Origin of the sequence: Phaeospirillum tilakii (genome assembly GCF_042683125.1) — a bacterium.
GTDB classification, from domain to species: Bacteria; Pseudomonadota; Alphaproteobacteria; order Rhodospirillales; family Magnetospirillaceae; genus Phaeospirillum; species Phaeospirillum tilakii.
The window spans coordinates 81,077-107,765 of record NZ_JBHUIY010000006.1 but is presented as its reverse complement, the minus strand read 5'-3'; the positions used below and the strand labels follow the sequence as shown (position 1 = coordinate 107,765).

The 26,689-nt window shown below is 68.3% G+C and carries 21 protein-coding genes, 1 tRNA gene and 1 CRISPR repeat array; of the genes, 9 read left to right on the top strand and 13 right to left on the bottom strand.

Annotation, left to right across the window (positions count from 1 at the left end):
* The first annotated feature begins 128 nt into the window (after positions 1-128).
* The 4 genes from ACFSNB_RS05010 to ACFSNB_RS04995 are packed head-to-tail and all read left to right on the top strand — an operon-like array spanning position 129 to position 6,796.
* Positions 129-1,649, top strand: coding sequence for a hypothetical protein (locus ACFSNB_RS05010; RefSeq protein ID WP_377314937.1), 1,521 nt, complete (start codon positions 129-131; stop codon positions 1,647-1,649).
* Positions 1,646-3,319, top strand: a complete 1,674-nt coding sequence (locus ACFSNB_RS05005) for an RAMP superfamily CRISPR-associated protein (protein WP_377314936.1) — start codon at positions 1,646-1,648, stop codon at positions 3,317-3,319. Before ACFSNB_RS05010 ends, ACFSNB_RS05005 begins: the two co-directional genes overlap by 4 nt.
* Positions 3,312-4,610 carry an RAMP superfamily CRISPR-associated protein gene (locus tag ACFSNB_RS05000; protein ID WP_377314935.1) on the top strand — a complete coding sequence of 433 codons (1,299 nt, stop codon included), beginning with the start codon at positions 3,312-3,314 and terminating at the stop codon, positions 4,608-4,610. The genes ACFSNB_RS05005 and ACFSNB_RS05000 overlap by 8 nt, the downstream gene beginning before the upstream one ends.
* A complete protein-coding gene (locus tag ACFSNB_RS04995) occupies positions 4,607-6,796 on the top strand; it encodes a TIGR03986 family type III CRISPR-associated RAMP protein (protein WP_377314934.1) in 2,190 nt (729 codons plus the stop codon). Before ACFSNB_RS05000 ends, ACFSNB_RS04995 begins: the two co-directional genes overlap by 4 nt.
* Positions 6,797-6,989: 193 nt before the next feature.
* Positions 6,990-8,164: direct repeats of the CRISPR family, unit length 32 nt; unit sequence GGCGTTTTCCGCGCGTGGGAGCGGATTGAAAC.
* A 77-nt stretch (positions 8,165-8,241) separates the two neighbouring features.
* Here ACFSNB_RS04995 and cas6 read toward each other — a convergent pair.
* The 4 genes from cas6 to ACFSNB_RS04975 all read right to left on the bottom strand — a co-directional run bounded on the left by cas6 (position 8,242) and on the right by ACFSNB_RS04975 (position 10,414).
* Positions 8,242-8,901 carry a CRISPR system precrRNA processing endoribonuclease RAMP protein Cas6 gene (cas6, locus tag ACFSNB_RS04990; RefSeq protein ID WP_377314933.1) on the bottom strand — a complete coding sequence of 220 codons (660 nt, stop codon included), beginning with the start codon at positions 8,899-8,901 and terminating at the stop codon, positions 8,242-8,244.
* A 533-nt stretch (positions 8,902-9,434) separates the two neighbouring features.
* Positions 9,435-9,510, bottom strand: a tRNA-Glu gene (locus tag ACFSNB_RS04985).
* A gap of 143 nt (positions 9,511-9,653) precedes the next feature.
* Positions 9,654-10,088 (bottom strand): M67 family metallopeptidase, encoded by a 435-nt coding sequence (locus ACFSNB_RS04980; protein ID WP_377314932.1) that lies wholly within the window; start codon positions 10,086-10,088, stop codon positions 9,654-9,656.
* Positions 10,085-10,414 (bottom strand): hypothetical protein, encoded by a 330-nt coding sequence (locus ACFSNB_RS04975; RefSeq protein ID WP_377314931.1) that lies wholly within the window; start codon positions 10,412-10,414, stop codon positions 10,085-10,087. The genes ACFSNB_RS04980 and ACFSNB_RS04975 overlap by 4 nt, the downstream gene beginning before the upstream one ends.
* 50 nt (positions 10,415-10,464) lie before the next feature.
* Here ACFSNB_RS04975 and ACFSNB_RS04970 point away from each other — a divergent pair, with 50 nt between their 5' ends.
* Entirely contained in the window at positions 10,465-11,448 is a 984-nt protein-coding gene (locus tag ACFSNB_RS04970) for an RluA family pseudouridine synthase (protein ID WP_377314930.1), read from the top strand.
* A gap of 126 nt (positions 11,449-11,574) precedes the next feature.
* Positions 11,575-12,453, top strand: coding sequence for an RNA polymerase sigma factor RpoH (gene rpoH / locus ACFSNB_RS04965; RefSeq protein ID WP_377314929.1), 879 nt, complete (start codon positions 11,575-11,577; stop codon positions 12,451-12,453).
* A gap of 144 nt (positions 12,454-12,597) precedes the next feature.
* On the opposite strand, the gene ACFSNB_RS04960 is transcribed toward rpoH, so the two are convergent.
* Positions 12,598-13,218 (bottom strand): D-sedoheptulose-7-phosphate isomerase, encoded by a 621-nt coding sequence (locus tag ACFSNB_RS04960; RefSeq protein ID WP_377314928.1) that lies wholly within the window; start codon positions 13,216-13,218, stop codon positions 12,598-12,600.
* A gap of 219 nt (positions 13,219-13,437) precedes the next feature.
* Here ACFSNB_RS04960 and ACFSNB_RS04955 point away from each other — a divergent pair, with 219 nt between their 5' ends.
* From ACFSNB_RS04955 to ACFSNB_RS04945, 3 genes are all read left to right on the top strand, one after another.
* Complete coding sequence (locus ACFSNB_RS04955) at positions 13,438-15,327, top strand: potassium transporter Kup (RefSeq protein ID WP_377314927.1); 1,890 nt, start codon at positions 13,438-13,440, stop codon at positions 15,325-15,327.
* A 15-nt stretch (positions 15,328-15,342) separates the two neighbouring features.
* Entirely contained in the window at positions 15,343-17,274 is a 1,932-nt protein-coding gene (locus ACFSNB_RS04950) for a potassium transporter Kup (RefSeq protein WP_377314974.1), read from the top strand.
* A gap of 81 nt (positions 17,275-17,355) precedes the next feature.
* Entirely contained in the window at positions 17,356-17,679 is a 324-nt protein-coding gene (locus ACFSNB_RS04945) for a DUF4236 domain-containing protein (RefSeq protein WP_377314926.1), read from the top strand.
* Here ACFSNB_RS04945 and ACFSNB_RS04940 read toward each other — a convergent pair.
* The 8 genes from ACFSNB_RS04940 to tssC all read right to left on the bottom strand — a co-directional run bounded on the left by ACFSNB_RS04940 (position 17,585) and on the right by tssC (position 26,670).
* The gene (locus ACFSNB_RS04940; RefSeq protein ID WP_377314925.1) at positions 17,585-18,268 is read right to left on the bottom strand and encodes a hypothetical protein; all 684 of its coding nucleotides are present in this window, start codon (positions 18,266-18,268) and stop codon (positions 17,585-17,587) included. The genes ACFSNB_RS04945 and ACFSNB_RS04940 overlap by 95 nt on opposite strands.
* A 15-nt stretch (positions 18,269-18,283) precedes the next feature.
* Positions 18,284-20,224, bottom strand: a complete 1,941-nt coding sequence (locus ACFSNB_RS04935) for a type VI secretion system Vgr family protein (RefSeq protein WP_377314924.1) — start codon at positions 20,222-20,224, stop codon at positions 18,284-18,286.
* Positions 20,225-20,248: 24 nt separating this feature from the next.
* Entirely contained in the window at positions 20,249-21,184 is a 936-nt protein-coding gene (locus ACFSNB_RS04930; RefSeq protein ID WP_377314923.1) for a DUF4157 domain-containing protein, read from the bottom strand.
* A gap of 141 nt (positions 21,185-21,325) precedes the next feature.
* A complete protein-coding gene (gene tssG / locus ACFSNB_RS04925) occupies positions 21,326-22,384 on the bottom strand; it encodes a type VI secretion system baseplate subunit TssG (RefSeq protein WP_377314922.1) in 1,059 nt (352 codons plus the stop codon).
* Positions 22,348-24,165, bottom strand: coding sequence for a type VI secretion system baseplate subunit TssF (gene tssF, locus ACFSNB_RS04920; RefSeq protein WP_377314921.1), 1,818 nt, complete (start codon positions 24,163-24,165; stop codon positions 22,348-22,350). The genes tssG and tssF overlap by 37 nt, the downstream gene beginning before the upstream one ends.
* Positions 24,155-24,574 (bottom strand): type VI secretion system baseplate subunit TssE, encoded by a 420-nt coding sequence (tssE, locus tag ACFSNB_RS04915; protein WP_377314920.1) that lies wholly within the window; start codon positions 24,572-24,574, stop codon positions 24,155-24,157. Before tssE ends, tssF begins: the two co-directional genes overlap by 11 nt.
* A gap of 66 nt (positions 24,575-24,640) precedes the next feature.
* On the bottom strand, positions 24,641-25,132 hold the full coding sequence (locus ACFSNB_RS04910; RefSeq protein ID WP_377314919.1) for an Hcp family type VI secretion system effector: 492 nt from the start codon (positions 25,130-25,132) through the stop codon (positions 24,641-24,643).
* Positions 25,133-25,206: 74 nt separating this feature from the next.
* Positions 25,207-26,670 carry a type VI secretion system contractile sheath large subunit gene (gene tssC / locus ACFSNB_RS04905; RefSeq protein WP_377314918.1) on the bottom strand — a complete coding sequence of 488 codons (1,464 nt, stop codon included), beginning with the start codon at positions 26,668-26,670 and terminating at the stop codon, positions 25,207-25,209.
* Positions 26,671-26,689: the final 19 nt, after the last annotated feature.

Below are 26,689 nucleotides of genomic sequence, written 5' to 3'. Positions count from 1 at the left end.
GGCGGGTGTGGGCGGAGCCCACGTTTCCGGCAGTCACGCCTCCTATCCGCAGTAATCACTTCGACTTGTCACCTTTCTTCAGCGTGTTATCGTGAGACGCAGGACATCCTTCGGTCGAGGAGGGGCGCTTGCGGCGGTATCTGTTGCGGGTCGAGGGGGTTAATCTGGCGGCCTCGCTGGATGACACCCAGGATCTGGGGGCGACCCAGGGAGCCAGTCTGGCGTTGCTCAACGCGCCCGAGGCGGTCAGGCAGCACGGCGCGAGGCAGGGAACTCGGCTGGAGCCGATTTATGTCGGGGCGTCGCAGGGGCTGTTCCGGTTCGAGGCCGAGTCAGACGATGCGGCGGAGGACGTGGCCGAGGCTGCCCGGGGCTTTCTGGTCGGGTCCGGAGTGGTGTTTTCCCATCTCAGTTTCGTGGTTGATGTCGAGCCGATCGGGGCGGACGAGGAGCGGGCGAAAGAGCGGGTGTTGGCCCGTAACCGGCGCCGGCAGGTGCAGACCCTGACCGTGCGGCTGCCGGAGCCCAATGCGACGGCGACCGACCCGTGCGTGATCGACCGGGTGCGGCCGGGGGTGGAAGCGGACCGAGAGGGGCTGGTCTCGGCCAGCGTCAAGGCCCGCCGGCAATATCGGCGCGGCCACCGCGACGCGTTCTATCACAGCACGATCGGTCTGGCGGCGGGGCTACGGCCCCGGTGGGCCGATGATTTTCTCGGGCTGGTGAGCGCGCCGCCGCGCCCCGCCAACGAGGCGATCCGCGACAAGCTGGCGTTGATCTATTTCGACGGCAACCGGTTCGGAAAGATCCGCGAGGACGTGAAGAATGACCGACAATTTTCCGAGGCGTTGCTGGAGCTGCGCCGGGGGTTGATGGCGGCGCTGCTGGCGCCGAATGGGGGATTGGTGGAATCCCGGTTCTTCAGGGACAATGCCGAGGACCCGGATGACCCGGAAACGCCGCGCCTGCCGCTGGAAACCCTGGTGTGGGGCGGCGACGAGATGTTGTGGGCGGTGCCGGCGTGGCTGGCGGTGCCGCTGGTGGGAGCCTTTTTCAAGCAGAGCCGGGAGTGGAAGATCGGCGGGCACCGCCTGACCCATGCCGGCGGGGTGGTGATCGGCTCCTACAAGACTCCGGTGCGGCAGATGATCGCCCTGGCCCATCAATTGGCCGACAATGCCAAGGGTGACCGCAGCCGCAGCGCCCTCCAGATCGAAATCCTGGAAAGCCTGGACATTCCGGACGGCTACCTCGACCGTCAGCGCCGGCGGCGGTTCGATCCGAACCACACCGTGACCGATCAGGCCGCGTTTTCCGCCCTGTTCACCCTTGGTGACGAGGAATGGGGGAAACTGATTGAAGCGGTAAAGACGGCACGAAAGCATTTCCCCCGCTCGCAATTGTACCGGCTGCTGTTTGCGGCGCGGGACCAGGGCGGGTTCCTCGATTCGAACGGGGTGGCGGCGCGGGCGAAGGAACTGGCGCAGGTGATTGCCGACAATGGATATCGAGAGATCACCGCCGACACTCTCCTTGGGCCGCCGCCCGTCGCCGACGCAACGGATGGCCGGCTGCTGCGTCTGGCCGCGATCGCCGGGCTGTGGGATTACGTTGATCCGGTTACGGCGGCGGCGGGGGACGTGGCATGAGCCAGATTCGGTTCGAGAGACGGTTGCGTCTCCGGGTGGAAAGCCCGTTCGTCTCGCACGGCCTGACCGTCGCCGCTTGGGGGATTGACATCGCCCAATGCCGCGATGCCAAAGACCGGGTGGTGCTGCCGGCCGAGTTGATCCGGGGCAATCTGCGCCATGCCTTCGCCGAGATCGGGCGCGACCCGGTGCCGTTGTTCGGACAGAAGGAGACGGATCGGGGCGGGCTGATCCTGGGCGATCTGGTGGCGCAGCTTGACGACGGGGGGGAACCCCAAATTCTGACCCGGGTGGCGATCGATGACGCGACCGGGGCGGCCCAGGCTGGGGCGCTGTTCTCGATCGAACTGGCCCGGCCGATCGGGCAGGTGGTGACGTTCGAAGGGCCGCTGGTGGTGTTCGCCGCCGACGAGACGGTGTTCGACGATCTGCGCGCCGCGCTGGAGCGAATCGTTGCGGTCGGGGCGTTCAAGACGGTGGGGTTCGGGGTGGTGGTCGATTGGGCGCTCGATTTGGTGCCCGATCAGGTCGCCTCGCGGCCGTTGGCGTCGCGGCCGGCTCCCCGCGCCGATCTGGGCGACCGGGTCGAGGTGACCTTGCAGTTCGACCGGCCGTTGCTGGTCGATGCCCGTCGGGTTGCCAACAATGTGTTCCAGGGTCAGGCGGTGATCCCCGGCGGGGTGCTGAAAGGAGCCCTGGCGGCGCGGGTGCGGCGGGGGGGCTGGGACGGGCTGGATCAGGCGTTGAGCCGGATGCGGATCGGCCACGCCTTCCCGGTGGGGGAGGACGGGCGGCTGTCGCACCGGCCGTTGCCGCTGTCGCTGGTGATCGGCGAGCAGGGCGGGGCGGAGGCCGATTTGCTGTTGGCGCCACCCGACGCGCCGCCGCCGTTGCTGAACGGTCAGGCGCCGCGCTTCGCCCTCGACTGGAAGGCGGCGGAGGTGGATGCGGTCCGCGAGCACCTGGGGTGGCCGGCGGAGGTGGCGTTCGACTTTCTCACCCGGACCCGCACCGCGATCGATCGGGAGACCGGTCAATCGAGTGAAAGTCAATTGTTCTCCTATTCCGCCCTGATCCCCGGCAAGCGGTGCTGGCAGGCCGAGATCGAGCGCAACGGCGCCGATCCGGCGGCGTTCGCTTTGCTGCTGGCGGTGCTGGAAGAGGGGCTGGACGGGATCGGCAAGACCGACGCCCGGGCTAAGATCACGTTGACCGCCCCCGCCGAGCCGCCGCCCGAGCCGGTGCGCTCCGGGGCGGGCTGGGCGGTCACCTTGCGGACCCCGGCGTTGCTCAATGGCGATCCGCAGCGACTGTATGCCGATCCCGACCTGATGGCCGATTATGGCGCCTATTGGGCGCGGGCGGTGCCGGGGGCGCGGCTGGTGACCTTCTTCGCCACCCAGCGTCTGGCGGGGGGATGGCAGGCGAAGAAGGCACGCCGCACCGTTTATTACCCGTTCCTGCTGACCGAGCCGGGGGCGGTGTTCCTGCTGGAAGGGGGCGATCCCGCCACCTATGCCGCGCTGCGCCGCAGCGGGTTGCCGTTGCCGGACTGGCTGGCCGAGGCGACGTGGCAGACCTGCCCGTTCGTGCCGGAAAACGGCTTCGGCGCGTTCGATCTTGGCGTGGTCGATCATGCCGATTTGCTGCCGGGGGGCGCCAATGCCTGAGGTTCGGTTCGAGATTTCCGGCGTGCTGGAAACCCTGGCGCCGCTGCATGTCGGCAGCGGCGAGCGGGGGAGTTTCACCCGCACCGACGGCGAGACGGCCACGATGGCGGAGGTGATCCGCGATTTCGAGGGCAAGCCCTGTCTGCCCGGCTCGACCCTCAAGGGGCTGCTGCGCCGGGTGGCCGAGGGGCTGGCCGACGCGGCGGCGGTGACGGCGCTGTTCGGTTCACCTCGCATCGCACCACGCAGCGAGGAGGAACCCGGGTCCGGCGGCTGGCTGCTGGTGCGGGCCGCGCTGTTGCTGGCGCCCGGGCCGGGGGCGGAAAAGTTGCCCCAGGGCAATGGCGAGACCGGGATCTTCATCGACGCCCGCACTCGGATCGATCGCGCCACCGGCACCGCCGACGATGCCAAGCTGTTTCACGTCGAGCAGGTGGCGCCGGGCAGCCGGTTCGGCCTGCGGCTGATCCTGCTGCGGCCCGATCCGGGGCGGCTGGATCTGCTGAGGAGGGTGTTGGGGGCACTGACCGATCCGGCCGGGCTGATGGTCGGCCATGGTCAAAGCGATGGGTATGGCCGGCTGTGGCTGCGGCCGGAAACGGTGGAGGGACTGGACGGGCTGGCCCCGCCCCCGGCGCGGACCAAACCGATTGTGCTGAGGCTGCATTGTTCCGGCCCTTATCTGACGCTCGATTCCTCGAAGCGTCAGCGCCAGAAAAACCGTGACGAGGACGACGAGCCGGAGAAGCTGCAACCTTTGCTCGATGGGGACGGGCGGCCGGTGTTGCGGCCGACCCAATTGCTCGGGGTGTTGCGGGCGCGGGCGGCGTGGCTGGCGGCGATCGACACCGGCGCCAATCCCGACAAGGTGGACGATCGTGACCGGATCTATCGGGCCGGCGAGACGACCTTGACCCCGGTGGAGCGGCTGTTCGGGGTCAATGGCTGGCGCGGCTTGCTGGCGGTCGAGCGGATCGAAACCCGCGCGCCGGGGCAGAAGTTCGACATCACCTCGGTGGCGCTCGATTCCTTTTCCCAGGCGCCGCTTGACGGGGCGCTGTTCACCACCACCGTCTTTGTCGGCTGCGACTATGAGGTCTGGCTGCGGCTGGACGAGACCGGGCGTTGCACCGAGGCCGAGCGGCTGGAAGAGTCCGCGCGCTGCACGGAGGCCGACCGCGCCCTGTGCGAGCGGCTGATCGCCGATGCCGTGGAAGAGGGGCTGATGCTGGGCCACGGCACCAACAAGGGATTCGGCTGGTTCACCGTGACCCGGGAGGACAGGCAATGACCGACGCGGACATCAGAGCCCGGGCCCTGGAGATCAAACAGGCCAATCCCGGCTTCAGTTGGGAAGACGTGTTCGAGAAGATGGTCGAACAGGGGTATGACGAGGATCAGGTCAACGCGGTGATCGCGGCGTTGGAACACGAGCAACGCAATGTGGCCTCGCCCCGGCCGTCGCAATGGGCGGATCGGCCCGGGAACAGAGGGAGAGAGAACGAGAAGCCGGGTGATCGCCAATGTCATAAAGCGCCGTCTCCCTCGGCGCCGTTCCGGTTCGTCGCGCTCAACGACCGGGTCGAACTGGCCACGGAGACGGAACGCGCCCCGCTCGACAAGCCGCGTTCCGATGGCTATTGCGGCCGGATCGAGGTGACCTGGACGGCGGAGACGCCGTTGCTGATCGGTCAGCAGGAGGGCAAGGACGAATCCAGCGTGGTCGTGCCGATGGCGTTTGGCGAGGGAAACTGGGTGGTGCCGGGGGCGTCGTTGCGCGGGATGCTGCGGGCGGTGCTAGAAATCATCACCTTCGGCCGGCTGTCCCACCTTAATGCCCATCGCCGTTATGGCCTGCGCGACTTCCTCCATCCCGACTATGCCGGAGAGAACAGCCGTTACCCGGTCGGCAAGGTCACGGAGGTGAAGGCGGGATGGTTGTCGCTCCGGAAAGAACCGGAAGAAAACGGCGAACCGATACGGGATATCTATCGCATCACCCCCTGTCAGTGGTCGCAGATCCTGATCGAAGAAAATGAAAAATTCGGCGACCGTGAGCAGTGGGTGCAACTAGATCTGAAGGATAAGTATCAGAAGTTTGGGATGCTGGACGGCGATATATATGATTTTGGCAAGTTATTTCGGTTTTCATCGAGGGTGGTGCATAATAACAAGGATGCTGTGCGGATCGACCCGCATGGTACGATTGAAGGCGTGCTGGTTTTTTCCGACAAGATTCCTGGAAAGGGCGGGAAAAACGGGAAGAAAGTCGAATATGTATTTCATGGTCCGGTGGGAAAGGAATGGAAGTTGTCTGAAGACAGCTTTCGCCAGTTCCGGCGGATGTATTCCAAGCCGGCCAAGAACAAGAGCGAACCGGATGGCACCTGGAAAAAACTTCAAGCCACCCTCAAGGCCGGAAAACGGGTGCCGGTGTTCTATGTCGGCTCCCTGGAGCAACAGGGCGATAATTTCGCGTTCGGCCTGACCCGGCTGTTCAAGGTGCCGCACCGCTATTCGCTCGGCGAGATCCGGGCGCGGAGCAAGGATCACGCCACCCGGCCGATTCGTACCAAGGACGGAGTTTCCAACCTCGATCTGGTCGAAACCCTGTTCGGTTACGTGCTCGAAGGTGACCAGTTCGAGGGCGGGGATGAGCAACCCCGCTCAATCGCCCGCAAGGGCAAGGTGGCGTTCTCGTTCGGCACGATCGACAGCAAAACCACGCCGGTCAAGGTTGGCCCCCTCATGACCACGGTGATGATGGCGCCGCGTCCGTCCTTTGCTCCGTTCTACCTCGCCGGGCCTCTCAAGGATTACAGCGATAGCGAGGCCCGGCTGGCGGGGCGGAAACGTTATCTGCCACGTTATGACGGCGGGGCCTCCTGCACGACGATCGAACCGATGCTGAGGCGCCAGATCGAAAACATCCGAAACAACACCCCGAACCGCGCCCAGGGCGACAACCCCAATATCCAGACTAGGCTGCGTTTTCTGGTGCCGGACCAGGGGCGGAAAGAATTTTCCTTCACCAGCACCATCCGCCTGCACAATGTCGGCCGGGAAGAAATCGGCGCGGTGCTGTGGGCCCTGACTCATGGAGGGGAGCAGGAGAAATACCGCCACATGCTCGGCCGGGCCAAGCCGTTCGGCGCCGGGCAGATCCGGGTGGACCGCGTCGCCCTGACCCTGCGCGCCAACCGTCCCGGCGCGCCCGCCGAACCGATCGCGGACCTTTCCCCCTTTCTGAAAGCATTCGAAGCCCGGATGGGTGGTAATGAATGGCGGGATAGCCAGCCGATCGAGGATTTCCTGACCTGCTCGCGCCCCGGTGCGGTGGCCGACGGGCTTGATTACCTGCCTGCCCCGGAAAAGTTCTCGGCGCTTCGTCGGGCGGTGCAACGGATCAAGGGGAACACTCCCGTCTGCCATGGCTTCGCCGAGGATCGGCTGCTGGCACCGAAACCCTCGCGGTAGGGCATCGGTTCCGCTGGTGCGAACCGGTAGCGTGCGTATGGTCCCAGGGAGGTTCGCACCTGAAAAAAACCAAATTTTTTCAATGGGAATATTTCTGGGGGTCGTCGATTTGCGGCTCTGGGTACTTTCTGCGGGGTCGGTTCGCGGATTGACCAGGAATTCTCCTTGTTTCACAATAACCTTGAAAAAAGGGAGCGTTTTCCGCGCGTGGGAGCGGATTGAAACAGCCGGGACTGCATCTCGATATAGGCCAGTTCCGACAGCGTTTTCCGCGCGTGGGAGCGGATTGAAACGCCGAATGACTCGATGGTCCAGGTATGCGACCTGACGCGTTTTCCGCGCGTGGGAGCGGATTGAAACATCGACGCGCGACCCAATGAAACTCGTTGGTTGAGGCGTTTTCCGCGCGTGGGAGCGGATTGAAACCTTGTTGAGGTCCTCCGAGAGGTTCGCCACCGCAAGGCGTTTTCCGCGCGTGGGAGCGGATTGAAACACGGGGCGGGGGCCGGGGGGTGGGGCCGCCCCTGGTGGCGTTTTCCGCGCGTGGGAGCGGATTGAAACCCACGTCCCCTTCTTTTCCTCGCCGCCCATGATCGGCGTTTTCCGCGCGTGGGAGCGGATTGAAACGCCCGTGATGGGGCATCTGAAGTTCATGTCGCGTGGCGTTTTCCGCGCGTGGGAGCGGATTGAAACATGAAGACATCGCGAAATTCGCGAAGGACCGTGAGTGGCGTTTTCCGCGCGTGGGAGCGGATTGAAACCCCGGCCTGACGCAGCAGAGTTTCGACCTCGGTTTGTGGCGTTTTCCGCGCGTGGGAGCGGATTGAAACCTCCGCTTTGCCGTACCTTGAAATGACCCGAAACAAAGGCGTTTTCCGCGCGTGGGAGCGGATTGAAACGCCATCTCGGTAGCGACCATCTGTCCTTCCACCGGCGGCGTTTTCCGCGCGTGGGAGCGGATTGAAACTCCACCTTCAAGCCGACCACGCTCTGACTGCCCTCGGCGTTTTCCGCGCGTGGGAGCGGATTGAAACAGTGTCTGGTCAAATTCTGACGCGGCCGATTTCTGGCGTTTTCCGCGCGTGGGAGCGGATTGAAACGAAGAACCGGCCGGGGGATATCACTCAGGCGGTCTTGGCGTTTTTCGCGCGTGGGAGCGGATTGAAACGCGGGCAAGGTGGACCGTCTCGCAGCGGGTGATGGCGTTTTCCGCGCGTGGGAGCGGATTGAAACGGCGGGGAGCGCCTTGCTCAGCGCGCCGACCATGGCGTTTTCCGCGCATGGGAGCGGATTGAAACACGCCGATGAACGGGCACCGTCGATCCGGGAACCATCGGGCGTTTTCCGCGCATGGGAGCGGAGTGCAGTTGGCTGATCTGAGGTTTGGCCGGCTCGCCGGTGTTGTGGGTGACGCGAGGGGCGCGCCGATGCGAAGCCGTGTGGTGTCAGGTCGGCTCTGACACCAGATCGATCCGGAAACGGCCCAGACCGAGGGTGGTGCGGCCGCCGGCCCCGGTGGTCTGGCCAAGCAGCAGGAGGGCCATCAGGTCGGGGGAGGGCGTATCGACCAGCCATTGCCCGCGTCCGCCGCCCACCCTAAACGCCCGATCCTGTCGGGTCGAGCCCCGTTGCCACAGGAGGGGGGCGGTGCGGGCGATGTCATGGCGGGGCAGGGTGCGCCCTTGCCGGATCAGGTCCGGCCAGTCGGCGGTGAGGGCCGCGTCATGCCACCGCGCCAGTCCCTGGACCCGGGAGGTGAGGGATGAGACCAGATCGCCGAAATCAGGCGAGCGAATGGTGTCGCCGCTGCGGATCGACAGTGGCGTTTCCAGCGTGACCAGCAGGATCGTTCCGCTGTCGGGGGTGAACGGCTCCGGGCCGGTGCCGACGGCGATGGTGCGGTCGATGACCTCCAGCGACCGATACCGCGCCCGGTCGGCATCGGCCTCGTTGATCCCCTGACGCAGGCCCCGCACCAGGGCATCGGCGACGGATCCGGCCCAGTCGGCGGCCAGACCGAACAGCGTCACGCTTGCCACCAGATCGGTTCCGTCGGCCCTGGCGGCAACGACATAGGGCTTGGGGATTTCGATCCCTCCGGTCACTTTGCCATGTTGGCCGAACAACAGGTCGAGAGCGCAGGGCGGCCACCAGGGGCAGGGCTGGCCGGCTCGGGCTTCCGGCGAGGCGCTTTCGGTCAGTTGCCGTCCCAGGGCGCCGCGAAGGCGGGCGGGCAGGCGTGGATCTTGCGCCCAGCTCCCGACGCCACGGCAGCGTACCGAAACGTCAACGACGTGCCAGATCGCGAGGGCTTGTTCGAGGGTGATCGTGCGGGCCGGCTGGCTCAGTCTCTGACGCAGGGAATCTTCCACGGTCCGTCCAAGGCGGGAGGGGCCCCGGTTTACGGAACCGGCTGGGGCCGAAGCACAGGTGAGGGGAGAAAATATCCCGAGGTCGCGCCGCCCGAAAGAGGTAAGGGCGGCGCTGGGATGCAGACCCGGCTTTTCAGGTCGGGATGGGGGTTCCTGGAACGAACACGCCACCCTTGTCCACGAAGATCCCTCTCCATCCACCGACTCGGACTGGATACGGACAGGACACTGAAGGGGGAGGGCGCTACCTAAGCCATTGAAACCATTGGCGTCCCCACGGGGATTCGAACCCCGGTTACCGCCGTGAGAGGGCGATGTCCTAGGCCTCTAGACGATGGGGACGCTGGAGGCTCGGTGCGGCGCGGTTTATGCCGGATAGCGGATCCCTTGGCAAGCGCTTTTTTTGGGTCTTCCCATTTTCCCATAAAAACAAAGGGGGTCCGGGGCATCGCCCCGGCGGGCTCGCGGGCGGCGCCCGCGCGATCCTACGTCAGCCGCAACATTACCGGCGTGATCACCCCCCGTTCGCCATCAAGCCGAAAGGCGCGCGGCGCTCCGGCCCGGGGCCGCCCCCCGGCGTCGGTCCTCACCGGGACGATCAGCCACACCAGGTCCGGCTCCCAGGCGCGGGCGAGGTCGGTGGGGGAGGGTTCGGCGCGGCCGTTGGGGTGGGAGTGCCAGTGGCCGATCAGCCGCTCCGGCGTGCCGCGCAGGGCGCGCGTCAGGGCGAAGCGGGCGGCGGGGTCGAGCTCGAAGCGGTCGTCGCGCTGGCCGGCGCACAAATTGGCGGCCGGCACCATCCGGGTCACCCGCAAGGGCGCGGTGCCGGTGCCGGCGAGCAGGCCGCAGCCCTCGCCGGGAAAGGCGGCCTCGGCGTGGGCGGCGATCGCCGCCGCCTCCGCCGCCGCCAGCAGGATCATCGCGCCGCCAGCGTCGGCGCGGCGAGGCTGAAGCGGCCGGCGATTTCGCCGCGTGCCGGGTCGAGCACCACCAGCTCGGTCGAGTCCGGGGTGGCGATCCGCACCACCAGCCGCTCGCCCGCGCTCAGCACCTGCACCACCTGGGCTCCGCCCGGCAGCGGCACCGCCACCGTGCCGAACGAAGCCGTGGCGCCGCCGGCCGTTCCCGCCGCCGCGCTCGGGGCCGGGCGCGGCCCCAGCTTCGACGACACGCCGTAGATCAGCAGCACCACGCCGGCCACGATCAGCAGGCCGAGCACGATCACCAAGGCTTTCAGTGCTTTCATCTGTGATTTCCCCTGTCGCCGCCGGCGGCCGGATCGGCGATGATGCGGCGATGACCGACATCGCTTCCCGTGTTCTCATCCCCGTCCCGGCCACGCCCGACGAGGCCGGCGACCGTCTCGACAAATGGCTGGCCGCCCGGTTGCCCGAGCTGTCGCGCAGCCGGATCAAGGCTCTGATCGAGGCCGGCCAGGTCGGCCTCGACGGCGCGACGATAGCCGACCCCTCGTACCGGGTCAAACCCGGCCAGACCGCCCGGGTCGAGGTTCCGCCCGACGCTCCCGCCACGCCCGAGCCCCAGGACATCGCCCTGGTGGTGGTCTACGAGGACGCCGACCTGATCGTGATCGACAAGCCGGCCGGCATGGTGGTCCATCCCGCCCCCGGCAGCCCGGATTCGACCCTGGTCAACGCCCTGCTGGCCCATTGCGGCGAGTCGCTGGCCGGGATCGGCGGGGTGCGCCGCCCCGGCATCGTCCATCGCATCGACAAGGACACCTCCGGCCTGCTGGTGGTGGCCAAGACCGATGCCGCCCATCGCGGCCTCGCCGAGCAATTCGCCGACCACAGCCTGGAGCGGGCCTACCGCGCCCTGGTGTGGGGCCTGCCCAACCCGGCCGAGGGCCGCATCGAGGGCGCGATCGGCCGCAATCCGCGCGACCGCAAGACCATGGCGGTGGTCAGCCATGGCGGCAAGCCGGCGCTGACCCGCTATCGGGTGATGAAAAGTTTCCTGGCCGGCGCGGTCAGTCTGGTCGAGTGCCGGCTCGCCACCGGCCGGACACATCAGATCCGGGTTCATATGACCAGTGTGAATAATCCCTTGGTTGGTGATATGACCTATGGTAGGGTACGTCCTAGCCGAATGTCACGGCTACCGGACGTGCAGCGTCAAGCCCTACAGGCGTTTCCCCGTCAGGCCCTTCATGCCTATCTGCTCGGGTTTCGCCACCCCACCCAAGGGGGTTGGCTGAGGTTTGAGAGTGCTATACCTTCGGATATCAGTAGCTTGATAAAAATTTTAGAGGCGGTTTAAAAAGAGCTATACTTGACCGCCCAGCTGTGGCATCGTTTTCCAACTCGCGGGACGGACAAGGCGCGGCAAGCGCCGCCGCCCCGCCAGGGAGGGAACCCCCCTCCCGCCGGAAGAGGAGACACGACGATGACGGCCATCAGTTCCAGCCTGTCGCTCGCGCCCGAGGGCAACCTCACCCGCTATCTGCAGGACATCCGCAAGTTCCCGATGCTGCCGCCCGAGGAGGAATATCTCCTGGCCAAGCGCTACCGCGACCATGACGACGGGTCGGCGGCGGAACGGCTGATCACCAGCCATCTGCGGCTGGTGGCCAAGATCGCGATGGGCTATCGCGGCTACGGCCTGCCGCTCGGCGAAATGATCTCCGAAGGCAACATCGGCATGATGCAGGCGGTGCGCCGCTTCGATCCCGATCGTGGCTTCCGGCTTGCCACCTACGCGATGTGGTGGATCCGCGCCGCGATCCAGGAATACATCCTGCATTCCTGGTCGCTGGTGAAGATGGGCACCACCGCCGCGCAGAAGAAGCTGTTCTTCAACCTGCGCAAGCTGAAGGGGCAGATGAACGCGATCGAGGAAGGCGACCTCGCCCCCGAGGTGGTCGGCCGCATCGCCGAATCGCTCGACGTCAGCGAGGAGGAGGTGGTCAACATGAACCGCCGCCTCGCCAGCCCCGACCATTCGCTCAACGCGCCGCTGCGCGCCGAAAGCGAGGGCGAATGGCAGGATTGGCTGGTCGATGAGCGCGAGGACCAGGAAACCGAACTGGGCGAGCGCGAGGAACTGGGACAGCGGCGCGGCTTCCTCACCGCCGCTTTGGCCAGCCTCAACGAGCGCGAGCGGGCGATCCTGACCCATCGCCGTCTCGCCGAGGAGCCGGCCACCCTCGACGACCTGTCGCGCCGCTACGGCATCTCGCGCGAACGGGTGCGCCAGATCGAGGTCCGCGCCTTCGAGAAGTTGCAGAAGTCGGTGCAGTCGGCCGCCGCCGCCGCCCGGGTCTGAACAACGGGGAGCGGGCTCTGCCCGCACCCGCCAAGGGCCGCAAGGCCCTTGGATCCCCTTCCCTTATCCTTCGTGCCCACCCCCGGAAAACCAATGGGTTCCAAGGGCCTGCGGCCCTTGGCGGGTGTGGGCGGAGCCCACATCCTAGAAGGTGCGGGCGGCGACCAGGGCGGGGTCCATCCGGCTCTGGCGCAGATACTGGGCCAGGATGTGCATCAGGCTCTGATGGGTGTCCTCGACGATGCCGTAATTGCGCGCGGCGACGTGGAGGTTGACGTCGGCGAGGCCGGCCGAGGCGCCGCCGTCGAAGCCGGTCAGGGCGATGCTCGCCACCCCCCGTGCCCGGGCCGCCTCGACCGCGCGCACGATGTTGGGGGAATTGCCCGAGGAGGAAATCGTCAGCAGCACATCGCCGGGGCGGGCGAAGGTATTGACCTGCCACGCGAACACTTCGGCATAGGCGATGTCGTTGGCGATCGCGGTGACCAGACTGGTGGTGGCCGACAGGCTGACCACCCGGGGGCGCCAGTCGGTATCGGCCTGGACCCCCTTGGCGCAGTCGCACACCAGATGGTCGGCGATCGCCGCCGAGCCGCCATTGCCGCAGGAAAACAGGGTGGCGTCGCGGGCGAAGGCCTCGGTCAGCAGGGCGGCGGCGCGGGCCACCGAAGCCGGATCGACCGAGGCGGCGGCCCGGGCCAGTTCGGCGAAATAATCGGTGCAGAACGCTCCGGCCTCGGCGTAGGGATGGTCGGGAAAACTCATGGCGGATACCGTTCGGATCGGGTCGGGGGCGGCGGTTTCGCCGTCGCGACGACTGTAGCGGGCTTCGCCCGTTCTGTCACGGGCCGCGCCGGCTGCATTGGAAACGTCTGGTAAATCAAGGGAATCTCTCACACTCGCCTGACGGTTGGGGCCGGGGGGCTTGACTCCTGGGGCAAACCGGGTAGGCATGAGCCGAGCAAGGCGGAGGGGAACCCCAACATGACCACCCAACCGGCCGAGGGGACGTCCCGCAACGTGCCGGCGCTGATGCTGGCCGCGATCGGGGTGGTGTTCGGCGATATCGGCACCAGTCCTCTTTATGCCCTCAAGGAGACGTTCGCCGGGCCGCATCCGTTGCCGCTCGATCGCGGCAACGTGCTCGGCGTGCTGTCGCTGGTGTTCTGGGCGATCACCGTGATCGTCTCGATCAAGTACGTGCTGGTGATCATGCGCGCCGACAATCGCGGCGAGGGCGGCTCGCTGGCGCTGATGGCGCTGGTCGCCCACGCCGCCGAGGGACGGCGCGGCCTGTCGCTGCTGGTCGGCGCGCTCGGCATCTTCGCCGCCGCCTTGTTCTACGGCGACAGCATGATCACCCCGGCGGTGTCGGTGCTGTCGGCGGTCGAGGGGCTGGGGGTGGTGGCGCCGACGCTCGAGCATGCGGTGCTGCCGATCACCCTGGTGGTGCTGGTCGGGCTGTTCCTGATCCAGCGCCAGGGCACCGGCACGGTCGGCCGGCTGTTCGGGCCGGTGATGTTCGGCTGGTTCACCGTGCTGGCGATCCTCGGCCTGCGCAACATCGTCCTCACCCCCGGGGTGCTGGCCGCGCTCAGCCCGCATTACGCGCTGGCGTTCCTGTTCGATCACGGCTGGTACGGCTTTCTCGCCCTCGGCTCGGTGGTGCTGGCGGTGACCGGGGCCGAGGCGCTCTACACCGACATGGGCCATTTCGGCCGGCTGCCGATCCGGCTGGCGTGGTACGTGTTCGTGCTGCCGGCGCTGATGCTCAATTATCTCGGCCAGGGGGCGCTGCTGCTGCACGACCCCTCGGCGCTGGCCCATCCCTTCTTCCGCCTCGCCCCCGCCTGGGCGACGATGCCGCTGGTGCTGCTGGCCACCGCCGCCACCGTGATCGCCAGTCAGGCGGTGATCTCCGGCGCCTTCTCGGTCACCCGGCAGGCGATCCAGCTCGGTTACCTGCCGCGGATGGAGATCATCCATACCTCGAAGGAGGAAATCGGCCAGATCTACCTGCCGTTCATCAACTGGCTGCTGATGGTCGCGGTCTGCGCCCTGGTGATCGGGTTCGGCAGTTCCAGCAACCTCGCCGCCGCCTATGGGGTGGCGGTGACCGGGACGATGGTGATCGACGCCCTGCTGGTCGGGCTGGCGATGCTGCTGATCTGGAAATGGCCTCACCGCAAGATCGCGATCTTCGTCGGCGGCTTCCTGGTGGTCGATCTCGCCTTCTTCCTCGCCAACGCGGTCAAGATCCCCTATGGCGGCTGGTTCCCGCTGGCGGTCGGGCTGGCGGTGTTCGTCACCCTGACGGTGTGGAAGCGCGGCCGCCGCCTGCTGACCGAGCGTTCGCGCGCCAACAGCCTGCCGGTGGCCGACTTCCTCGCCAGCCTGTCCGACCGGGTGCCGCGGGTGCCCGGCACGGCGGTGTTCCTGACCGGGATGAGCGAGGGGGTGCCGGTCGCCCTGCTGCACAATCTCAAGCACAACCGGGTGATGCATGAGCGGGTGGTGCTGCTGACCGTGCTGGTCGAGGAGACCCCGTTCGTCGCCGCCGAGCGGCGGCTGGAAAAGCGCGAGCTGGCCCCCAACGTGATCCGGCTGCTGCTGCGCTACGGCTTCATGGAAAGCCCGAACATCCCGAAGGCGCTGGCCCAGGCCAGCACCGCGCAACTCGGTTTCTTCTACGAGCCGATGTCCCTATCCTATTTCGTGTCGCGCGAGACGGTGATCCCGCGCCGGCGCCCCGGCCTGCTGGGCTGGCGCGAGCAGATGTTCGCCACCCTGTCCCGCACCGCCACCAGCGCCTCGGACTTCTTTCACCTGCCGAGCGACCGGGTGGTCGAACTCGGCAGCCAGGTCGAGATCTGAAGGGGGAAACCGATCCTGTCGCCCGCCGCGCCCGATCCCGCCGCCGTTCCGCCGCCCGCCGCCGCGTCCTCCGCCGTCGCGCCGAGCCGGGCCCGTCTTGCCGCGCTGTCGCTGGCGGCGCTCGGGGTGGTCTATGGCGACATCGGCACCAGCCCGCTTTACGCCCTGCGCGCCTGCTTCGGCCCGGCGCTGGGGGTGGCGCCGACCCCCGACAACGTGCTGGGGGTGACCTCGCTGGTGATCTGGGCGCTGCTGCTGGTGGTCAGCCTCAAATATGTCGGGCTGGTGCTGCGGGCCGACAACCGGGGCGAGGGCGGCATCCTCGCTTTGCTGGCGCTGGCGCTCCGCGCGGTCGGGCCGCGCGCCTCGGCCGGGCTGCTGATGGCGCTGGGGCTGACCGGGGCCGGGCTGTTCTTCGGCGACGGGATGATCACCCCGGCGATGTCGGTGTTGTCGGCGGTCGAGGGGCTCGAAGTCGAAAGCCCGGCCTTCGCCTCGGCGGTGCTGCCGCTGACCCTGGTGATCCTGGTCGGGCTGTTCATGCTGCAAAGCCGGGGCAGCGAGCGGGTCGGCCGGCTGTTCGGCCCGGTGATGGTGGTGTGGTTCGTGGTGATCGGCCTGCTCGGGGCGGTCCAGATCGTCCAGCAGCCGACCATCGTCGCCGCGTTCGATCCCCGCCTGGGGGTGATGTTCCTGATCCATCACGGCTGGGCCGCCTTCGCCGTGCTGGGGGCGGTGGTGCTGGCGGTGACCGGGGCCGAGGCGCTGTACGCCGACATCGGCCATTTCGGCCGCACCGCGATCCGGCTGGTATGGAGCCTGCTGGTGCTGCCGGCGCTGCTCCTGAACTATCTCGGTCAGGCGGCGCTGCTGCTCGACAATCCGGGGGCGGCGGAGAACCCGTTCTTCCTGCTGGTGCCGGACTGGGCGGTGCTGCCGATGGTGCTGCTGGCGATGGCGGCGACGGTGATCGCCAGTCAGGCGGTGATCTCCGGGGTGTTCTCGCTGTCGCGGCAGGCGATGCAGCTCGGCTATTCCCCCCGCCTTGCCATCCGCCACACCTCGGACGAGGAGGAAGGGCAGGTCTATGTCCCGCGCGCCAATTGGTGGCTGCTGACCGGGGTGATCGTGCTGGTGGTCGGCTTCGGCAGTTCCAACGCCCTGGCCTCGGCCTATGGCGTCGCCGTCACCGGGACGATGGTGGCGACCACCGTGCTGGTGATGGTGGTGGCGCGGCTGAGCTGGGGCTGGCCGCTGGCGCTGTGCCTGGGCCTCGGCGGGGTGATCCTCGCCATTGATCTTGCCTTCTTCGGCGCCAACCTGCTGAAGCTCGGCAGCGGCGGCTGGTTCCCGCTGGTGGTCGGCGCCGGGATGCTGCTGCTGATGGGGACGTGGCGCAAGGGCCGCGCCATCCTGACGCGCCGCCTCGCCGAGGGGGCGCTGACGCTCGACCAGTTCATCGCCCAGCAGAAGGATTCGAAGGGGGTGATCCGGGTCGACGGCACCGCCGTCTACATGACCAGCGCCTCCAGCGTGGTGCCGCTCGCCTTGCTGCACAACCTCAAGCACAACCGGGCGCTGCACCGCCGCATCATCTTCCTGACCGTGCTGGTCGAGGACATCCCCCGGGTCCATGGCCGCGACCGCATCGAGGTGGTGGCCCTGGCCGAGGGCTTCTACCGCCTGATTCTGCGCTACGGCTTCGTCCAGGAACCCGACGTGCCGAAGGCGCTGCGGCTGTGCAAGGCGCTCGGGCTCGATTTCGACCTGATGGACACCTCGTTCTTCCTCGGCCACGAGACCATCGTCTCGGGCGACCGGCACGAAATGCCGGAATGGCGCGAACGCCTGTTCGTGGTGATGAGCCGCAGCGCCGTCTCCGCCACCGAATTCTTCCGCATCCCTCCCGGCCGGGTGGTCGAACTGGGGGCGCAGATCCGGCTGTAGATGTGGGCAGAGCCCGCTTCTCAGGACAGGAGGTGGTGGGCTATGCTGCCGCCGGTTTCAACCGGATCGCGGAGGAATGGCATGGGTTTGCGGGTCCGTCAGGTGTTGAAGATCGCCCCCGGCCTGTGGCTCAACATCGGCAAGGGCGGGATCAGCCTGTCGCTGGGCGGGCGCGGGGCGACGGTCAATCTGGGCCGGCAGGGGGTGCGCGGCACCGTCGGGCTGCCCGGCTCGGGCCTGTCCTATTCCGAGCGGGTGCCGCTGCGCGGCGGCGCGCGGCCGTCCTGGATCGCGATCGCGGTGATCGTGGTCAGCCTGATCCTGGCCGGCCTGACGCTGGTGAACCCGAAGCTGTTCCCGCATGTGCCGTCGCTGTCGCATCTTTTGTCGCAGCTGACGAAGTAGCCGCCGGGCCAGGGTGGCCGGCCCGGTCGGGGCTGACCGCCTTGGCCGCCGGCCGTTCGGGGGCGAGGGCGGCGCGGCGCTCGCCCAGCATGCCGCGTTGCAGGCCAAGCCCGCCCATCTGCAATTTCTGCCAGGGAATGAACTTGTCGGCCGGCAGGCCGGCCTGCCGGTTGAACTCGGCCTGGGGCTGGTAGGTGCCGGAATAATTGCTCCACCAATCGAGCCGGCCGTCGGCGAAGGCGGCGGTGCCGGCATACAGCACCGGCCGGCCGGCGGCGAGGGCGGCATGGGCGGCGCGCGGCGACAGCACGGTGGTGGTCTGGTTGCGGGTCAGGCCCTGAACCCGGACGAAATTGTAGGTGCCGTTCGGGCGGGCCATCACCTGCCGGTCATGCAGCCGCAACTGAAAGCCGCCGCCGGGCAGGCTCAGCAATTCGTCGCCGGCCGGGGCGCGGCGGGGCGGGGCGGCGGTGTGCGGCACGGCGGCGAAGGCGCGCAGCGGCTGGACCGTGCTGGCCGGGGGGACGGACGCGGCGGCGCCGCCGCGCAGGGGCGGCTGGGGCGGTGGCTGGTGCCAGGTGATCGCCATCGGATGCCTCCCGCCTCAGTTGATCTTGACCATCCCGCCCTTGACCGTCAGCATCCCGCCGCCATCGACGGTACCGGAGGCCGAGCCCTTGACCTCGACGGTGGTGCCGCCCTGGAGGGTGGCGCCGGTGCCGGCCTTGGCGGTCAGGTCGGTGCCGGACTGAAGGGTCAGGCTGGTGCCGGTCTTGACCGTGCCGGCGGCGCCGGACTGAACCAGGGCATCGCCATCGGACTTGACGGTGATCTTACCAGAAACCTGGAGCAGGAAGTCCCCCGAGACCTTGAGGGTGTAGTTTCCCTTTACCTCATGGGTGAAGTCGGCCTGGTTGGTGTGGGTCTCGGCATCCTTGACGGTGATGGCGCGGGTGCCCTTCTGCACCTCGTGGGTCTCGTTGCCCTCGGTGATGGTGGTGGTGCGGTTGCCCTTGCTGATGGTCAGGCTGTCATTGCCCTCCATCACCGTCACCGTGCGGTTGCCCTTCTCGACCTCGATATTGAGGTCCTTGCGGGCGTGGACGAAGATCTCCTCGGCATCCGCCTTGTCCTCGAAGCGGATCTCGTTGTAGCCGGCGCCGCCCTTCGAGCTGTTCGATTTCAGCGTGCTGCGGGTCTGGTTGTCGGGCAGGGGGTAGGGCAGCGAATTGTCGCCGTTATAGACGCAGCCGGTGACCAGCGGCCGGTCGGGGTCGCCGTCGAGGAAGGTCACCACCACCTCCTGACCGATGCGCGGCAGCACCCAGGCGCCCCACGACTTGCCGGCCCAGCTTTGGGCGACGCGGATCCAGCAGGTGGTGTTCTCGTCGTGCTTGCCGAGCTGGTCCCAGGGGAACTGCACCTTGATCCGGCCGTAGGAATCGGTCCAGATCTCCTCGCCGGCCTTGCCGGTGACGATCGCGGTGTGGCTGCCGGCGATGCGCGGCTTGCGGGTGCGCCGCGCCGGCCGGAACACCACGTCGGCGGGGAAGGCGGTGAAGCTGTTGGCGTACGCGCCCGGGGCGGCGTCGTGGCGGACCTCGGCCAGCACCCAATCGCCGTTGAGGGCGCTGTCGGGATGGCCGGAAATGGTGATCTTGCCGCCGGCGGTGAAGTGGCGGACGTCGGCGCGGCCGGACAGAATTTTGGTCATCGCCTCGAAGATCTGGAGCCGTTTGCCGGCGCGGGCGTCGCCGGCATCCTTGGTCTGGTACCAGCCGGGATAATCGTAGATCTGATAGGCCGGGCCGCTGCCGGCGGCGTTGGCCTTCAGCTCGGCGGTGGGGGTCTCGAAATTGAAATCCTCCGACTGGTACTTGCCGGTGACGACGTTGTGTTCAAGCGACAGCGCCTCGACCCGGTTGTTTTCCAGCCAGTTGCGGCTGGAGGTCAGTTCGAGGAACTTGACCGCCGAGACGTTGGCGCAGGCGGCATGGGCCGAGCAATCGTCGCCCATCACCAGGGTGTGCTTGCCGTCCTCGTGGCTGAAGCTGAACCAGATCCCTTCATCCTCGAACAGGCGCAGCACGAAGGCGAGGTTGGTTTCCTGGTACTGGACGCAGTAATCGCGGGCGGCGTAGCTGCCGGTCAGCTTGTCCTGGAAATCGGTGAAGCCGGCGTCGGCGAACACCGCCTTGACGATGTCGGGGGCGCTCTTCTGCTGGAAGATGCGGTTGTCGCTGGCCAGCCCCAGCAGCCACGTCCACGGCCGCAGATCGATCGACCAGCTCTTGCCGCACACCGCCACCCGGGTGGCGATGCCGTTGATGGAGCGGGTCAGGCCGGCGCCATCGACCAGGGTAAGGGTCACCGCCTTGCCGGTCACCGCGCCGGCATCGAGCCCGTCGGCGGTGGCGGAAGCGGTGACGGTGAACAGGAACAGCTCGCTGATCCCCTCGCTGCCGGACAGGCCGGTGGCAACCAGCTTGTCGGGGCCGAGCGGGGTGGTGAGCTGAAGCGACAGCGGGGTGTTGACGGTGGGCATCGGGGGTGGGCGGGCGGCGACGTCTCAGCGGCCGAAGGCGGCGCGCATGCCGAGGCGGTCGGCCTCGGCCTCCAGCGCGGCGTCCTGGACCACGGCGAGGCCGGCGCCGAACGGGTTGCGCACCCGGCCGGCGCGCTGCTGGACGACATGGGCCAGTTCATGGCCGAGGATCTGCTGGCCGCGCGGGCTGGAGGGATCGTACTGGCCGGGGGCGAAGACGATGGTGTCGCCGACGGTGAAGGCCAGGGCGCCGATCGCCGGGGCTTCCGGCCCGACATGGACCCGCACCCGTGAGAAATCGGTGCCGAAGAAGCTCTCCATCTTGCCGCGCACCCCGTCGGGCAGCGGCTGGCCGCTGGCGGCGGGCAGGGTGAAGGTCTCGGGCAGGGCGAAGGCGTTGCCGTTGGTGGCGCCCCGCCGCTGGATGCAGCCGCCGGGGAAGCGCCCCTGCATCACCCCGTCCGGCCGGCCGAGCGCGGCATAAAAGGCGCGCGGCTGGCCCGGCGCCGCCGCCACCGACACCCCGGCGGCGCGGGCGACGTCGCTGGCGAAGGTGGTGCATTGGCGGCGGGTGGCGCTGAAATCGGCGTTGCTGGCCTTGTAGCGTTCGACCGTGGCCAGCGCGGCGCGGGCCTGGGAATCGCTGATCGGCACCTTGGCCACCCGCACCCCGGGCTGGGCGAAGGCGCCGGCGTCGCCGTGAACCTTGCCCTGAACCCCGGCCGACAGGCGCTGATAGTCGCGCCGGGGGTCGAACCGGCCGTAATCGGCGGGGGAGAAGCCGAAGGTTTCGCGCTGGCCGTTGGGGCGCTCGATGCCGACAAAGGCATGCCCGGCCAGTGCCGCCGGCTGGCTGCCCTGATGCAGATAGGCCCCGACCACCAATTGGTAGCCGGATTTGGCCTGGGCCGGCGCGGCGGGGCCGAACCGGGTCGGCGGGGGCGCGTGACGCTGCGACACGACGGATCTCCCGGCAAGTCTGACCAATCCATTGTGCGATGAGCGGCAGGCCGTCGCAACCGAAAAGCGGGCTCTGCCCGCACCCGCCAGGAGCCAGCGGCTCCTGGACCTGCTTCGATGGTCGGGCCCGGCCCGCATCCTTCACTCGCCCGGGCGGCCGAGCTGAAGCAGCACCTCGCCGGGGGCGCGGCGGGGGGCGGTGGTGAGGAAGCTGGTCCAGCCCAGCCGGGGCTGGTGGGCCGGGGAACGGGTGTCGAGGCGCGAGCCCGGCACCTGACGCGGCGGCAGCACCAGCCGGGCCTCGACCGCGACACTGCCGCCGAGGGCATAGGCCAGCAGGGCGCACAGCGTGACGTGGTCGGCGGCGCCGGGCAGCAGGCGATGCAGGCGGCGCAGGCTGATCGGCCCCAGCACCACCCGGATGCCGGCGCCCTGGTCCCACACCCGGCCGCCCAGCACCGCGCCGTCGCCGAGGGTCTGGTTGCGGCCGGGCCCGCCCAGTTCGGTGCGCTGGTCGGGATCGAGCCGCAGCCAGCCGCCGACGAACGACTCGACCCGCACCGGCAGGGTCAGCGCGGCGGCGAGCAGGCGTTCGAGGGCGTGGGCGCTGACCGGGCGCTGGTTGAGCAGCCCGGCGCAGGCCAGCAGGGCGCGTTCCTGGCCGGCGAGGCGGGAGCGGCCGCGTCGCGACAGTCCCCGGCGCAGGCCGGGGGTGCGGAGGCCGAGCAGGGCCCACAGCAGGCCGGCGAAGCCGGTGGCGTCGGGCCGGCCGGGCTGGAGGGTGGGGCGATGGGCGCGCTTGGCGCGGACGAACAGCGCGATCAGGCGATGGTTGAACAGGTCGAGGAAGTCGCGGATGCCGGTATCGCCGCGCCGGGCCCGCTCCAGCGCCAGTTCGGCCAGCGGCGGCGGCAGCGGGCCGAAGGCGCCGGCGAGGCCGAGAAAGGCGGTCTCCAGCTCGGGCGGGGCGCCGTCTGCCCCGTCGCGCCAGCCGGTGACGTCGCTGGCGGGGAAGGCGCGCGACAGGCTGGCGCGAAAGCGCACCGCCTCCTGTCTGGTGTCGAAGCCGCTGCCGACCGGCTGGGCCTCCGGGCGTTCGGCCTCGGCCAGCGCCACCGCCTGGAGCAGGGCGAAACGCTGCGGTTCGGCCCGCAGCCGGGCGCTCAGAGGACGATCGCCTCGCCGGTTCGGGGCGGCCATGTGATCCAGGCTCCTTCCTGGCGCGGGGTGGTGACCCGCAGCTCGGTGAACAGGTTGACCCCGCAATAGAGGCCGAGGAAGTGCGACAGCACCCCGGTGAACAGGTACAGCGCCGAGCCGAGGGTGCGGTCATCGACGGTGAGGGTGACCTCGGTGCCGCGACAGAAGCCGCGCCAGGCGTCGGCGCCGATCCGCCGCACCACCCGCCGGGTGGCGAGCGCGGTCAGGGCGTCGATCAATTGCTGGCCGTGGCCGGCCTGCCGGCCGCCATACAGCCGCAGGATCTCCTTCAGTCCCTCCAGGCTGTCGGCGCCGCCGGCCAGCGACAGGTGGTTGAGCGACAGATGCGACACCAATTGCCACAGCGTCTCCCCATCCTCGGGGGCGGCGAGCTGGGCGGTGGGGCGGGTGTGGCAGACGATCGCCGCCACCGGGGCGGCGCGTTCCATCGTCAGGGCGGTGCCGGGGGCGATCTGCTCGGCGGCGCCGCGATTGGTGCAGAGGGTATGGGCGAACAGCACCGGGCTCGACGGCAGGGCCGGGTCGAGGCCGAGATCCTTGAACGACAGCAGCATCTCGCTGCCGGGCAGGTCGGGCCGTCCGGTCGGCTGGCGCCGGGCGATCCAGTAGCAGTCGCGCTCGCCCCGCGTCGAGGGATGGCCGGTCGAGAAGAACGGCAGGACGGCGCGGTCGGGGGCGTTGGCGGCGGCGGTGTCCGACACCTTGAGGATCGAGTGGATCTCGGTGGCCCGTTCCCAGCGGATGTCGGGCATCAGCCGGTATTCGACCTGGGTATGGTCGAGCCGGATCGGCTCGCTGGTGCGCGGGAACAGGTTGATGATCGGGGTGCAGCCCAGCCGCAGGGTGTCGGGGCGCAGGATCAGCCCGCCCGGCGGCCGCCGGGTCAGCAGGAACACCAGATCGACCACCCGCCCCGGCCCCAGCGGCGGCAGATCGACCAGATCGACGAACAGGAATTTCTCCGGGAACAGGAAATATTCCTGCAACAGGCGATAGCCCTGATGGGCGGTGTCGGGGTGGGGCAGCAGCGCCTCGTCGGGGCCGAACCCGACCGGCTCGACCCGGATCCGGCTGCGGCGGGCCCGCTCGGCCCCGTCCGGCAGCACCAGCACCCCGCCGACGCGGTGGCCAAGCAGTTCGTAGAGGGTCTCGGCGGTGGTCGGATCGGCGTCGAGGAACAGCCGCAGCCGGTTCGGGGTGAACTCGGCGAAATCGCGGTTGCCCTGGCAGGTCAGCCGCAGCCGCAGCAGGGCGGCGGCGCCCAGCCGTTCCGCCTCGCCCGCCACCGCGGTCAGGGCGAACGGCGACAGCAGATCGAGCCCGGCCACCTCGACCGGCCACAGCGTGACCGGGGCCGAGGTGCGGAACCGGCAGGTCAGCCCGTCCTCGGCGCTGGCGTAAAGCGGGGTGGCGCGCGGCACCGCGATCCCCATCGTCGCCCGGGAATGGGCCGGGTCGGTGTCGAAGCGGGCGATCGCCATCGACGGCACCGGCGCGGTGAGGTGGGGATAGAGCGTGCCGAGCAGCGCGGCGGGGATCAGCGGGAAGTCGGCTTCGATCTCGCGCTGGATCCGCGCGGCCAGGAAGGCGAAGGATTCGATCAGCCGTTCGATCTGGGGGTCGGCCGCGCCGTCGCGGGCCAGTTCCAGCCGCCGCGCCAGCTTGGGGTGGCTGCGGGCGAAATCGGCCCCGGCGCCGCGCAGACAGGCCAGTTCGTTGACATAGGCGCGGAACAGCGGGTCGAACGGGTCAAGACTCATCGCCGCGTCCCAAGGCGAGGGCGAAGGAGACCGGCTCCATCTCGTCGCCGCAGCGCAGATGGGCCTCGATCCGCGCCATCAGCCCGTCGCTGCGGGCGGGATCGGGCGACAGGGTCACCCGCGGCGTCTCCAGCCGGGGCTCGAACGCCAGGATCGCCGCCTGGATCTCGGCGGCGAAGGCGGCACGGCCCTCGGCATCGCCGGGGGCCAGCCCGGCGGCGTCGGGGATGCCGTAATCGAGGGTGGTACGGTCCTGGCCGGGCGGCAGCGCCAGCGGGCGCGACAGCCGGGTCGACAGCAGCGCCGCCAGTTCGGCCGCGACCGAGGCCTTCAGCCCGTCGCGGTCATGCAGCAGGAAGGGCTGGCTCTCGCCCTCTCCCGGGGCGAGATCGACCAGCCGTTCGAACAACAGGGCGCGGCCCCCTTCGACCGACCGCGGGCCGCCTGTGACCGGCCGCGGGCCCGCCATGCCGGCTTAACCGATCTTCTGCAACGCCAGATCGTGCGAGGCGACCTTGTTGCCGTCATTGCCGCCGCCGGCGACCTTCTGCTGGACGTAGGTGTACTGGACCTTGCTGTAGGACAGGGTGACGGTCTCGGTGGCCATGTCGCCGGTGCCGCCGCCGAGCGAGATGTTCGAGATCAGCACGTTGTTCATCTCGATCTTGAGATATTCAACCAGGGCATCGCCGTCGGAGCGGTAGGCGGTGAAGGTGGCGGTGGCGGCGGTCTTGCCGCTCCAGCACTGCTTCATCAGCGGCACGCTGGCGATGTCGAGATATTTGGTGATCGAGAAATCGGCGTGGTTGGCCTGCTCGACCGTGCCACCACCGGCGGAGGAGCGGGTGGCCGAGGTCGGCTGGTTGAAGGAATGGCTCCAGGACAGCACCTGGATGTCCTTGTCGTGACCTTCGACCTTCGACTCGCCCTCGATGCCGTCGATCTTGATGAAGAAATTCTGGGCCATGAGGCTGATGCTCCCGGATTGAAGGCGCTTCCGTCACCGGCGGAAGCTCTGGGCCTGGGCCGTCCCGTCCCCGCTCAGGCCGCTGGCGGCGGCAGTTCGGCCACCAGACGGATCGAGGCGGTCAGTTCCTCGAGCTGGAAGTGCGGACGCAGGAACACCACGGCGTTGTAGCAGCCCGGTTTGCCGGGAATGTCGGACACGTCGATCCGCCCCTCGCGCAGCGGGTATTGTGCCTTGATGTCCTGGCCGGCATCGTCCTGACCGAGGACATATTGCGAGATCCAGGTGTTGAGGTAGGTCGCGACATTGTCCTTGGTCATGAAGCTGCCGATCTTGTCGCGCATGATCACCTTGATGTAGTGGGCGAAGCGCGAGGCGTTGAGGATGTAGGGCAGCATCGCCGACAGGCGCGAATTGGCGTTGGCCTGGGGGGTGATGTAAAGCTTGGGCCGGTTGGCGGTGGCGCCGCCGAAGAAGGCGGCATAGTCGGTGTTCTTGCAATGGACCAGGGCGATGAAGCCGAGGTCCGACAGTTCCTTTTCCCGCCGGTCGGTGATCGACACCTCGGTCGGGCATTTGAGGGCGATGTCGCCGTCCGGGCTGCGGAAGGTGTGGGCGGGCAGGCCCTCGACCTTGCCGCCGCCCTCGACGCCGCGGATCGCCGCGGTCCAGCCGTGATGGGAGAAGGCGGCGCCGATCCGCTGCCCCTCGACATAGGCGGCGTTGCCCCACAGATAGTGGCGGTGATCGAGGCCGGAACAATCCTCGGTGAAGTCGAAGCCCTCGACCGGGACGGTGTCGGGGCCGTAGGGCAGGCGCAGCAGCACGCGCGGCAGCACCAGCGCGACGTAGCGGCTGTCCTCGCTGGCGCGGAACGAGCGCCATTTGATCAGTTCGACGCTTTCGAAGATCTTGGCGAGGTCGCGCGGCAAGCCGAGATCGGTGAAGCTGTCCATGTCGAACAGGCCGGGATGGGGCGCGGCGATGAACGGGGCATGGGCGGCGGCGGCGACGTTGGAGATCTTCTCCAGCAGGGCCATGTCCTGGGGATGGCGGCTGAATTCGTAATCGCCGATCAGCACGCTGTAGGGATTGCCGCCGAAGGTGCCGTATTCCTCTTCATAGACCTTCTTGAACAGCGCGCTCTGGTCGAACTCGACCGCCTTTTCGAGATCCTTCAGCAGATCGGCCTTGGCGACGTTGAGCAGGCGGATCTTCAGCATCGTGTTGGTTTCGGTGTTGAACACCAGATAGGCCAGCCCGCGCCACGCCGCCTCCATCTTCTGGAAGTCGGGGGCATGCAGGATCTCGTTGACCTGGGCGGTCAGCAGCGCGTCGATGTTGGCGATGTGCTCGTTGATCAGGGCCAGGATGTCGTTGCCGACGGTGCCGCCGCTTTCGGCCAGCACGTCGTTGACGAACTCGGCCAGCAACTCGCGGGCATAGGCCCGCTGCGATTCGTCACGCGCCATCTTCCCCTCGACCAGCAACCGGTCGAGCAGGGTGAGGGAGGCGGAGGGAGTGGTGTCTTCGGCCATCGTTGCCTCGTTTGCTCGC

Bases quoted from the DNA above. Each gene is read 5' to 3' on its own strand.
- ACFSNB_RS05005 (WP_377314936.1), top strand. From the start codon at position 1,646: ATGAGCCAGATTCGGTTCGAGAGACGGTTGCGTCTCCGGGTGGAAAGC.
- ACFSNB_RS05000 (WP_377314935.1), top strand. From the start codon at position 3,312: ATGCCTGAGGTTCGGTTCGAGATTTCCGGCGTGCTGGAAACCCTGGCG.
- ACFSNB_RS04995 (WP_377314934.1), top strand. From the start codon at position 4,607: ATGACCGACGCGGACATCAGAGCCCGGGCCCTGGAGATCAAACAGGCC.
- ACFSNB_RS04980 (WP_377314932.1), bottom strand. From the start codon at position 10,088: ATGATCCTGCTGGCGGCGGCGGAGGCGGCGGCGATCGCCGCCCACGCC.
- ACFSNB_RS04975 (WP_377314931.1), bottom strand. From the start codon at position 10,414: ATGAAAGCACTGAAAGCCTTGGTGATCGTGCTCGGCCTGCTGATCGTG.
- ACFSNB_RS04970 (WP_377314930.1), top strand. From the start codon at position 10,465: ATGACCGACATCGCTTCCCGTGTTCTCATCCCCGTCCCGGCCACGCCC.
- rpoH (WP_377314929.1), top strand. From the start codon at position 11,575: ATGACGGCCATCAGTTCCAGCCTGTCGCTCGCGCCCGAGGGCAACCTC.
- ACFSNB_RS04960 (WP_377314928.1), bottom strand. From the start codon at position 13,218: ATGAGTTTTCCCGACCATCCCTACGCCGAGGCCGGAGCGTTCTGCACC.
- ACFSNB_RS04955 (WP_377314927.1), top strand. From the start codon at position 13,438: ATGACCACCCAACCGGCCGAGGGGACGTCCCGCAACGTGCCGGCGCTG.
- ACFSNB_RS04945 (WP_377314926.1), top strand. From the start codon at position 17,356: ATGGGTTTGCGGGTCCGTCAGGTGTTGAAGATCGCCCCCGGCCTGTGG.
- ACFSNB_RS04940 (WP_377314925.1), bottom strand. From the start codon at position 18,268: ATGGCGATCACCTGGCACCAGCCACCGCCCCAGCCGCCCCTGCGCGGC.
- ACFSNB_RS04935 (WP_377314924.1), bottom strand. From the start codon at position 20,224: ATGCCCACCGTCAACACCCCGCTGTCGCTTCAGCTCACCACCCCGCTC.
- tssG (WP_377314922.1), bottom strand. From the start codon at position 22,384: ATGGCCGCCCCGAACCGGCGAGGCGATCGTCCTCTGAGCGCCCGGCTG.
- tssF (WP_377314921.1), bottom strand. From the start codon at position 24,165: ATGAGTCTTGACCCGTTCGACCCGCTGTTCCGCGCCTATGTCAACGAA.
- ACFSNB_RS04910 (WP_377314919.1), bottom strand. From the start codon at position 25,132: ATGGCCCAGAATTTCTTCATCAAGATCGACGGCATCGAGGGCGAGTCG.
- tssC (WP_377314918.1), bottom strand. From the start codon at position 26,670: ATGGCCGAAGACACCACTCCCTCCGCCTCCCTCACCCTGCTCGACCGG.